Source organism: Pseudorhodoplanes sp. (genome assembly GCF_050250235.1).
Taxonomy (GTDB): Bacteria; Pseudomonadota; Alphaproteobacteria; order Rhizobiales; family Xanthobacteraceae; genus Pseudorhodoplanes.
The window spans coordinates 1-9607 of sequence record NZ_JBFWPA010000180.1 but is presented as its reverse complement, the minus strand read 5'-3'; the positions used below and the strand labels follow the sequence as shown (position 1 = coordinate 9607).

At 57.2% G+C, this 9607-nt stretch carries 10 protein-coding genes and 2 pseudogenes; 3 read left to right on the top strand and 9 right to left on the bottom strand.

All coding sequences use genetic code 11. From position 1 onward, the window contains the following. Positions 1–174: 174 nt before the first annotated feature. The 3 genes from AB7F49_RS35275 to AB7F49_RS35265 form a co-directional block, all read right to left on the bottom strand. The gene (locus AB7F49_RS35275; protein WP_428531266.1) at positions 175–1365 is read right to left on the bottom strand and encodes an NADH-quinone oxidoreductase subunit D; all 1191 of its coding nucleotides are present in this window, start codon (positions 1363–1365) and stop codon (positions 175–177) included. A 93-nt stretch (positions 1366–1458) separates the two neighbouring features. Continuing rightward, positions 1459–1740 (bottom strand): hypothetical protein, encoded by a 282-nt coding sequence (locus AB7F49_RS35270; RefSeq protein WP_428531263.1) that lies wholly within the window; start codon positions 1738–1740, stop codon positions 1459–1461. Between the two features lie 739 nt (positions 1741–2479). Next, positions 2480–3037 carry a DUF1236 domain-containing protein gene (locus AB7F49_RS35265; protein ID WP_428531260.1) on the bottom strand — a complete coding sequence of 186 codons (558 nt, stop codon included), beginning with the start codon at positions 3035–3037 and terminating at the stop codon, positions 2480–2482. Between the two features lie 116 nt (positions 3038–3153). Here AB7F49_RS35265 and AB7F49_RS35260 point away from each other — a divergent pair. Continuing rightward, positions 3154–3759: pseudogene (locus tag AB7F49_RS35260) on the top strand (DDE-type integrase/transposase/recombinase); the annotation flags it as partial. 11 nt (positions 3760–3770) lie between these two features. Here AB7F49_RS35260 and AB7F49_RS35255 read toward each other — a convergent pair. From AB7F49_RS35255 to AB7F49_RS35230, 6 genes are read right to left on the bottom strand one after another with little or no spacing between them, the layout of a single operon-like run. Continuing rightward, positions 3771–4106, bottom strand: a complete 336-nt coding sequence (locus AB7F49_RS35255) for an MFS transporter (protein WP_428531257.1) — start codon at positions 4104–4106, stop codon at positions 3771–3773. A gap of 27 nt (positions 4107–4133) precedes the next feature. Further along, positions 4134–4946 carry an HpcH/HpaI aldolase family protein gene (locus AB7F49_RS35250; protein WP_428531254.1) on the bottom strand — a complete coding sequence of 271 codons (813 nt, stop codon included), beginning with the start codon at positions 4944–4946 and terminating at the stop codon, positions 4134–4136. Positions 4947–4984: 38 nt separating this feature from the next. Beyond that, a complete protein-coding gene (locus AB7F49_RS35245; RefSeq protein WP_428531251.1) occupies positions 4985–5638 on the bottom strand; it encodes a PCC domain-containing protein in 654 nt (217 codons plus the stop codon). Further along, a complete protein-coding gene (locus AB7F49_RS35240; RefSeq protein WP_428531248.1) occupies positions 5568–6425 on the bottom strand; it encodes an ABC transporter permease in 858 nt (285 codons plus the stop codon). Before AB7F49_RS35240 ends, AB7F49_RS35245 begins: the two co-directional genes overlap by 71 nt. A gap of 14 nt (positions 6426–6439) precedes the next feature. Continuing rightward, complete coding sequence (locus AB7F49_RS35235; protein WP_428531245.1) at positions 6440–7228, bottom strand: ABC transporter ATP-binding protein; 789 nt, start codon at positions 7226–7228, stop codon at positions 6440–6442. Next, the gene (locus AB7F49_RS35230) at positions 7225–8277 is read right to left on the bottom strand and encodes an ABC transporter substrate-binding protein (protein ID WP_428531242.1); all 1053 of its coding nucleotides are present in this window, start codon (positions 8275–8277) and stop codon (positions 7225–7227) included. Before AB7F49_RS35230 ends, AB7F49_RS35235 begins: the two co-directional genes overlap by 4 nt. A gap of 149 nt (positions 8278–8426) precedes the next feature. Between AB7F49_RS35230 and AB7F49_RS35225 the strand changes: the two genes are divergently transcribed. Beyond that, positions 8427–9026 carry a GntR family transcriptional regulator gene (locus tag AB7F49_RS35225; RefSeq protein ID WP_428531239.1) on the top strand — a complete coding sequence of 200 codons (600 nt, stop codon included), beginning with the start codon at positions 8427–8429 and terminating at the stop codon, positions 9024–9026. Positions 9027–9190: 164 nt separating this feature from the next. Then, a pseudogene (locus AB7F49_RS35220) lies at positions 9191–9607 on the top strand (transposase); the annotation flags it as partial.

Here is a 9607-nt window from a genome sequence, read left to right as displayed (position 1 = left end):
ATTTGTGTCACTAATTGACTATCAATCTGAATCTGCGGCATGGGCGACCTCGCTTGACTGGCAAATTAGATGCGGTGTCACTCGGGTGATCGAAAGGATCAACCACCCGGTCAATGTCCTCAATGAATCATCCGATTTTGCCTTTCCTCGTTGGTACAGAAGAAACCACGAGACCTATCGATCAATTTCTCCAAACACGATGTCGAGCGAGCCGATGATCGCAGAAACGTCGGCCAGCATGTGGCCGCGGGACAGCAAGTCGATCGCGGAGAGATGAGCGAAAGAGGGCGCCCGAATTTTGCATTTGTACGGCCGGTTGGTTCCATCGGCGACCAGATAAACACCGAACTCTCCCTTCGGTGCCTCAACTGCGGCATAGACCTCTCCCGCAGGGACGTGATGTCCCTCCGTATAGAGCTTGAAATGGTGGATCGTAGCCTCCATTGAGCGCTTCATTTCAGCACGTAGCGGTGGGACGATCTTATTGTCTTTGATCGCAACTGGCCCTTGACCCTCGGGTCGCTGCAGTTTGTCCAGACACTGCTTCATGATACGCACCGACTGTCGCATCTCATCCATGCGCACAAGGTAGCGATCATAGCAGTCGCCGTTCTTTCCGACGGGGATGTCAAAATCGAGTTCGGCATAACATTCGTATGGCTGCGCCTTGCGCAGGTCCCACGCCGCGCCAGAGCCGCGCACCATCACGCCAGAAAAGCCCCATCCCCAGGCGTCATCAAGTTTGACCACGGCAATGTCGACGTTGCGTTGCTTGAAGATGCGATTGTCTGTCAGCAAGCCCTCAAGATCGTCACATACGTTCAAGAACGGGTCACAGAATGCTTCGATGTCTTCAAGCAGCTTCGATGGCAGGTCCTGATGCACACCACCCACCCGAAAGTAATTGGCATGCATGCGCGCGCCCGAGGCACGCTCGTAAAATACCATCAGTTTCTCTCTTTCCTCGAACCCCCACAGCGGCGGCGTTAGTGCCCCGACATCCATTGCCTGGGTTGTCACATTGAGAAGATGAGAGAGAAGTCGTCCAATTTCGCAGTACAGCACGCGGATTAATTGAGCGCGTTTTGGAATCGTGATGCCAAGCAGCTTCTCGGTTGCGAGGCAAAACGCATGTTCCTGGTTCATTGGTGCGACATAGTCGAGCCGATCGAAATAAGGCAGCGCTTGTAGATAGGTTTTGTACTCGATCAGCTTTTCGGTACCGCGATGGAGCAGCCCGATATGCGGATCGACGCGTTCGACAATTTCGCCGTTGAGCTCGAGTACAAGCCGCAGCACGCCATGAGCCGCGGGATGCTGGGGCCCAAAGTTAATGGTGAAATTGCGAACGCCAGGTTCAGGCATGGCGACCTCGCATCACACTCGTTCAGTAGAGATATTTCCAGTGATCAGCGGACCAGTCTCTGAGCACGCTTCGCCGCAAACTGACGCCCTGGATCAATGTTGAGTTCCGAGTTCGACAACGGTGTCCGTCGGCTCGGGCTCGTGGGTGGCGAGGCGCGTGAGATCCGCATCGCTCCAATTAGCCAGATTGATTACTCTCGCTCTCTGAGGCTCGTCCGACGTCGGTTCGACAATGTTCAGGCCGTCGCCGTTGACGAAGAAAGTGTGGTCTCCAAATAATCCGTTCAACTCTGGAACCGCGGGATGATTGTCAGCAAGCGCCTGGGCATCGAATTGGCTCAGGGTTCGCTCCACTTGGGCGGAAGTCAATTTCATCACTCTTCCTCCTGTTCAATGTTGGCCACGGCAAGTTCGATCCGAAGCCTGCCATTTCACCTAAGGTATCCGTCCGCCCGATCAAGGCAGTGCAGGAACTTGTCACGCGAGAAAGACGAAGAGCTTTCGATTCGAAAGAAATGATGTCATTCGAAAGAAATGAGGTCATTTCCGCGTCGGGGCGCATGTGTAACGCAGCCGACAAAACGGCCGTTTTCGACGAGGCCAGAGCGAACGAATTACGAGTTGTGTCGCTCGAAAATGCGGAGGCTGAGCCCCAGATAGAGGCAGTCGCGTGCAATATTTGTGGCCAATCTAGGAACCGAAGCCTGCACAGAAGATTGGAATGTTGACTCGTTCCTGACGGCCGCTTCAGATGACGTTGCCACCGCCGATTAGAGAGATGCGAAAAAATTCACACGCAGAAGGCTACTCATGATCCGCAAACTCAAGTCTGGCGAGTACCGGCTCTATTCGCGGAAGCCAAATCCGAAAACAGGCAAGCGTCGGAACTTGGGCACGTTCAAAACGCGAGCGGCCGCGGAAAAGCACGAGCGGGACGTTCAATATTTCAAACGTCATTGAGTCGGAACGTAGCAGCGCAGCTCATTCGTCTCGCGAGCTAGGGAACGCGCTGGCCACTCGGTGGGAACGCCCGTTCGTGAGGTAAGCAGCTCAAGCTAGAGTGTTCGGCGCATGCTTTGGCAAAACATGGCCAAGTTCCTCCTGAAATAATCCGTTATACGGTTCCAGGAACGATAGCGACAACTCGCCGCGCTTCGTGGTCAATGATCACCAATTGGTCGCGCACGAGCAGATAATCGCTCCCCTGATATCCCTTCAGAATGCCAGTGACATCTTTGGGCGTGGCTTTTAACTCTTGGTCACGTGGTACTGCTGACCCAACAGATATTGAGAAGGCGACATCGTTGACTTTTGCGCCATCGTGCCTCGCAAAGTATGATCGGAGAGCCTGATGTTGATCCTCCGTGAGAGACAAATCTTTCGCCGTTTGCTGGATCGATTGGGCTTTTCCGCCGGCACTGTCTTCCGGTCTGCTCGGTTCGGCAGCCCCCGTGTTGCTCTCTCCGCGATTTTGATCGGATTTCTGACCGGCCGCGCTATGTGGCCCTGGATCGCTTGCATTTGGGCTGCGATTAGAGTCTCCAGTTTCGCTCCCAGGCCATAACGGCCACGCGCTAACGGCGACAAGCAAGATTCCGGCCGTTATAGCTCCTCCAATGAATAAATTGCGCGTCCCGCGCTGCTGCCAATTCCCTGCCGGATTGTGTGGCATGCTCTCATCCTCAAAGGAAGAAAACGTCGGCCCCTGGAACAGGTTCCCCTCCGACCTAGGTGTTTAGTCCCGGCCTTTGATGGTGCATTCTTGTCGCAGGATTCGAGGGATGCGCTATGGGGCAAGTTCTACACGGCTGCGCCACCACGACGGAGGCGATCCGTCGAGCAATACAAAATAGTCAAGAGAGCCTGAGAGCCCTCGCCAAGCGCTACGGGATCAACCAGAAGACTGTGGCGAAGTGGAAGCAGCGCGAGACCGTCGCCGATCGTTCGACCGGTCCCAAGGAAGCAAAGTCGACTGTCCTTTCCATCGAGGAGGAGGCGATCATCGTCGCTTTCCGGCGGCACACGCTGCTGCCGCTCGATGATTGCCTCTATGCGCTGCAGCCGACCATTCCGCATCTGACGCGGTCATCCCTGCATCGCTGTCTCCAGCGCCACGGCATCAGCCGATTGCCGGAGGTCGAAGGCGGCAAGCCCTCGAAGAAGAAGTTCAAGGCTTATCCGATCGGCTATTTCCACATCGACATCGCTGAGCTCCAGACCGCTGAAGGCAAGCTCTACCTCTATGTCGCCATCGATCGCACCAGCAAGTTCGCCTTCGTCCAACTGGTCAGGAAGACGGGAAGGACCTCAGCCTCGGCCTTTCTAAAAGCTCTGATCGCGGCCGTCCCCTACAGGATCCACACGGTGCTCACCGACAATGGGATCCAGTTCACCTTCCCGCCGCGCTACGCGGACGGTCCGAAGGTGGTCGCGCACACCATCACCGAGCCGGGATATCCTTGATAACGCCCCCGCTCTCGCAACGGTACGGCGTCGCCGATCAGCGCATGCGACAAGGTCATAAGGCCGCCTGCGCCGAGCCCTTGCAAGGCGCGGGCAGCAATGAGTATCTCGAAGCTTCTCGATGCTGCGCATGTAAGAGCATCGACAAAATAAATGACCGTCGCGACTATCAGCATGTGCCGACGTCCGACAACGTCGCCGACGCGCCCATAGATTGGAGCGGCTAGCGTGCTAGCAATTAGTCCCCGATAGGCCAGCCATTGGCATATGCTTGCCAATGGCGCTCGTTACGTTGTGAAGCCCTGCTAGGCGGAGAGCGCGCTCGGCTTTCCGATATCCTTTCCGACCGACGCGATTCGCCGGCAAGCGTCCAGGAAAACGAGGATGTCGGCGCTGAAGCTCAAAAGTGAAACGCCTCTTCCCACAAGACGCGCCGCGTAGGTCGTATCGATCGTTGCTCCCACCGTTGTCATAATGTGTTTCCCGTTCTTTTTGGCGGCTGCTACGGCTCGGTCCAGAATTGATCCCATCGTGGGGTGGTCGTAGTTGGCCGCAGGAATGCCAAGCGAAATCGAAAGATCCCATGGGCCGACGAACATGATGTCGACGCCGGGAAGCGCCAGCATATCTTCGAGCTCTTCGACGGCGGCGGCGTCTTCGAGCAGGGGAATGACTATCGTCTGCGTATTGGCGTTGTCGGCAAACTCGGCCCAACTCTTTGGCGAATAGCCCGCGGCCCGCACGATCGGGCAGGCGCCGCGATTGCCGGTCGGGCCGTACTTTGCGGCATCGACGGCTGCTTTGCAGACGTCGAGCGAAGCGTGCGGGATAACGACGCCCTTCGCGCCGAGATCGAGAACGCGTCCAAGCATCGACGCATCCATTTGCGGAATGCGCACGAACGGCGTGATACCGGCCGTCTCAGCCGCGCGTATCGCATGAGCGACCTCCACGATGCCCGTCGGGCAATGCTCCATGTCGACCGTGGTGAAGTCGAGGCCGGCAGTTCCCATCGCTTCGATCATGCCGGGATGCGCCGAGAAGGTCTGCATCCCGGATACGACGTCTCCCCGCGCCAGCTTTTGCTTGAGTGTCAATGCGCCCGATTCACGCTTCATGATCTGCACTCCAATGTTTTTTAGATCGACGATCCGCATTACGCAGGAAGTTGCGTCAGCTTATGGAAAACGCCACGCCCGGCGCCCTGCTTCTCCAGCGAGGCGTCCGTGGTCATTTCTAGATTCACGCCCGTGATTTCGGCAAGCATGATTGTGAAATGCGATATCGGGTGTTTCGACCAAACGATACAGCCGGGCATCAGATGGCCGCAGATCGTTTCCTTGTGAGACGTCACGGTGAGATGAACATGGACATAGGGCGCGCCGTGCACGTAGCGGCCGACACCGAAAGGTGTTGTGCCCATCTCGGGTGCGTTGACCGCACCGATGATGCCGTGGCCGCTGCACTCCAGCGGACCTTCGATGTCCATAACGTCGATCAGATTGGTGGCATTTTCCTGATTGGACGAGAAGTGCTGCAGCGTCGCGTGTGATATGGCGCCCGTGATGCTGGAGATGACGCCGGTCTTGATGTTCTGATCCCGGATGATTGTCAAAATGGACTCGAGCAAATCTGCTCCGGGATCGAGTTGCGCGACGATCGCGCGTCCCCAACTTCCCACACACTGAATCATGGCTTTGCCTTTGCCTTTTCGTTGTGAATAAGACGGCCGCGCCTCATCAATTCGTAACGTTCCATCGTTGCGAGCGTTGGTCGAGGAAAGCGACGAACTGATTGATGACGGAGCCAATGATGGCGAGAACGATGAGAACGGCGAAGACGCCCGCCGTATTGAACTGGCTTGCGTTTGCTTGAACGAGATAGCCCAACCCCTTGTTGCCGGCCATGATCTCGCCGACCACGGCGCCCATGAGGGCGTAAGGGACCGACATCCGCAGTCCGACGAGTGTCCATCCGATCGATGCCGGGAAGATGACTTCTCGCGTCAATTGCCAAGGCGTCGCGCCCATGACGCGCACGACGTTCAAGAGATCGTTGTCGACTTTCTGTACGCCTGCGTAGGTATTCCAGAACGTCATGTAGAAGGTGAGAAGTGCCGCCAGCACGACCTTCGATTCCAGACCGATGCCGAACCAGAGAATGATGAGGGGGGCGATCGCGAGCTTAGGAATGCAAAAGAACGCTGTCACAAAGGGATCGAGCACTTCCCCCAGCCAACGCATTCGGCCCAGCAAGAAGCCGAAGGCCACCGCAGAGATGGCGCCGACGGCATATCCGATCGCCGCCTCCTGGAGCGTTGCGAGCGTATTCAGAAGTAAGGAGCCAGATGTCACAAGTGCCGAGAGCTCACGCCAGATTTCGCTCGGCTTGCTGACAAAGAACGGGTCGACAATGGTTCCGCTCGCAAATTGCCAACCGGCGATGACGACGACGATAAAGGCGATCCGCCCAAGCCAGACCGAAGAGAATCGCCGCTTGGAGCGAGAGCCGGATTGCCCGCGAAGTGCGCCCTCGCTAGCCGCGTCCGAAATAGCTCTTTCTCCGATGGCCTCGCTTGCGGAGGCGTTGATTTGCATGCTGTTCGCCATTGTCAGCCTGCGCGGCCTTCCATTGCTTTCCACAGCTCCTCATGGAGCTTCGTGAATTCGGATGTGAACCGCAGGTCGCGGATGACGCGCGGGCGCGGCAGCGGGATCTCGAATTCCGCCAAGACGCGCCCTGGCCGTCCAGACATGACGATGACGCGGTCGGACAATGCCACCGCTTCCGCAAGGTCATGTGTAATGAAGAGCACGGTCTTATTGGCGGCCTCGGTCCAAATGCGCAAGAGCTCGTCCTGCATTACGATCCGCAGTTGCGCATCGAGCGCGCCGAAGGGCTCGTCGAGAAGAAGCGTCTCCGGATCATATGCAAGCGTGCGTGCTATCGCGGCGCGCTTTCTCATGCCGCCGGATAGTTCGCGTGGATAGTGGCTCTCGAATCCATTCAGCCCGACGATGTTGATCCAGCGCTGAGCGATCTCGCCGCGTTGTCCGGACTGAACGTGACGGATACGTAGCGGTAGCTCCACATTTTTCCGTGTCGATTGCCAGGGGAGCAGGTTGTCCTGCTGCGTGATGTATCCGACCTTAGTGTTGGTGCGCGCAACGAGCTCGCCGGCATAAGCGATGCGGCCTTCCGAAGGCCTCAACAGCCCGGCAATCAAGTTGAGGAGCGTCGACTTACCGCAACCGCTTGGTCCGACGACCGTGACGAACTCACCCGGCCTGATGTTGAAGGTGACCCTTCGCAGCACTTCCACGTCGTCGCCACCGGCGCGATCGGGAAAGCTGACGCTAACATCTTTTAATTCGACCGCCGTCGGGTCGCTGGGCGTCACTTTTCCGCCTCTATCGCCAAGTCGTTATTAACGATGTCCGCATACTTGAAGTCGAGAAGCGGCTGTTTTTCGATCTTTAAAAGAGCGTTGCGGAAATCGCGGCTCACGTTGAAACGTTTCTCGTCAAGGACGACCGTCGTCGGGACCTGCTTGTCGGCAAGCATCTCTTCGACGAACGGCCGCATCTCCGCATTCGAGCTCTTTCCGTCCGTGATGTATTTTGCAGCGATCGAGACCACTTCTTCGCGGCGAGCCTGATCGTGAATGAAGGCCATTGCCTTTTTGGTGGCCCTCAGAAACTTCACCAGCCTGTCTTTCTTCGCCGCGATGATCTTGGACGTGCTGACAAGGGCACACTGAACATAGCCGTCCGCCTCGGGGACCTCACCGCGCGCGAAATTGACCAGCATGATGGCGGCGCCTCGTTCGATGGCCATTTCGTAGAACGGCGTTACATGAATGAAAGCGTCGATCTGGCCATTCGTTAGAGCGGCAACGGCGGCGGCTCCCTCTCGAATGTAAGTGACGTGCATATCCTTTTGGAAGTCGAAGCCGTAGAGCGCGGCAAGAAATCGAAGCTGCTGATCAGTTCCCGCGCCTTGGCCGGTCGCGGCGACGCGTGCGCCTTTTAGCGCAAGCACCTTGTCTTTCAAGGGCGACGCGGTCGTCACACCTTTGGCTTTGGCGTACTTCGTACTTAAAACCAGCTGAGTGGTGAAATTGTAGCTGAACAAGCCGATCGCGGCGACATCCTGCCCCTTTTGCCGAAGCGTCATCGGATCGACGATGTTGCTGTGAACAACGTCGGCTTGGCCGGAGAGAAGCGCGGGATAGAAATTGCCGGCGCCGACGCGCACGAATTCGACCTCGATGTTCTCGTCTTTGTACATCCCTTTTTCTTGCGCCACGTAGAACGGAAGCATCGAGAGACTCGTGCTCGGATACGCGAACACGACCTTTTCGGCGGCGACGGCGTGTGTGCTCGGCAGCAGGCCAGCGCAAATCGCAGACAAAGCCGCGGCGAAAAAAGCTGAGAAATGGTGGCGCAACGTTTTCTCCCTTGACCGGCCGGACGTTCGGCGTCCACTATCGCTGTTGTTATGTGATATGTTACATCCGACGTGAGGCCATGGCAACCCGTTCCATACCTGCGGCCCTAAAACGGCCTCCGCGTCTCGGAGACCTCGTTTATGCCGAGATGAAGAAAGCGATCCTCAGCGCTCAACTCGATGCGCGCCGCCTGTATTCCGAGCAGGAGATGGCGGCGTTGTTTGGAGTTTCGCGGGCGCCGGTGCGTGATGCAACCATCCGGCTCAGCAACGAGGGCTTGATCCATGTTTTGTCGAACCGCGGAATGCAGGTCGTAGAACTTGGTCCTCAAGCCATCGCCGAATGTTACGAAATGCGTGAGATCCTCGAAGGATGGGTCGTTCAACGTTTGGCGAAGTGCGCAACGGACGAACAGCGCAATGCGATCAGAGCAAGTATCGAGCGCCAGCGCCGCATTGTCGTGCGTAGCGACTTCGAGGCCTGGGTCGCCGAAAACGCCGCTTTTCATCTTCTCCTAGCGACAATGGCCGGGAACGCGCGCATTGCGCAGACGATCGGAAGCATTGGCGAACACATGCAGCGCGTTGGCCGCACGCTCATTCCCAAGCGTCGGCCGATGAAGGAAATTTTCGACGAGCATGCCGTCATCGTCGACTACATCCTAAAAAGGAGTGCCGCGAAAGCCGACCTAGCGATGAAGAAGCATCTCGCCGACACGGCGCGCGCATTTGTCGATTTGGAAAGCTGACCTTGCGTCTCAAACCTTTCGGCTTCGAGAGGCCAGCCAGAGTTAAATCAGATCGATGCTCGGATTGATCGCCATTGACCTGCCTCCCTGTTTTTCGACCGATCTTTGTTGGAAAATTCCAGTTTAGCGGCATGACCCGAGGGGCCGTTGGACGAGGAAGGACGATGAAGCGATCGAAGTTTTCGGAGGCGCAGATTGCCTTCATCCTGCGGCAGGGTGATGAAGGCACGGCGATCGGCGAGGTCTGTCGCAAGGCGGGAATTTCCGAAGCGCCTATTACAACTGGCGCAAGAAGTACGCCGGGCTGACGCCGTCAGAGATGAAGCGGCTACGGCAGCTCGAGGAGGAGAACGGCAAACTGAAAAAGATCGTTGCCGATCTCGCGCTCGACAAGGAGATGCTGCAGGACGTCATCCGCCGAAAGCTGTGAAGCCTGCCCGGAAGTGTCAACTGGGAGAGCATGCGCGAGCGACCTGGCGGGTGAGCATTCGACGTGCTTGCCGTGCATTGCCGGTCGATCGGTCGACCTACCACTACCGCTCTCGTCGAGCCGGGCAGGCACAACTCACCGAACGCATCAA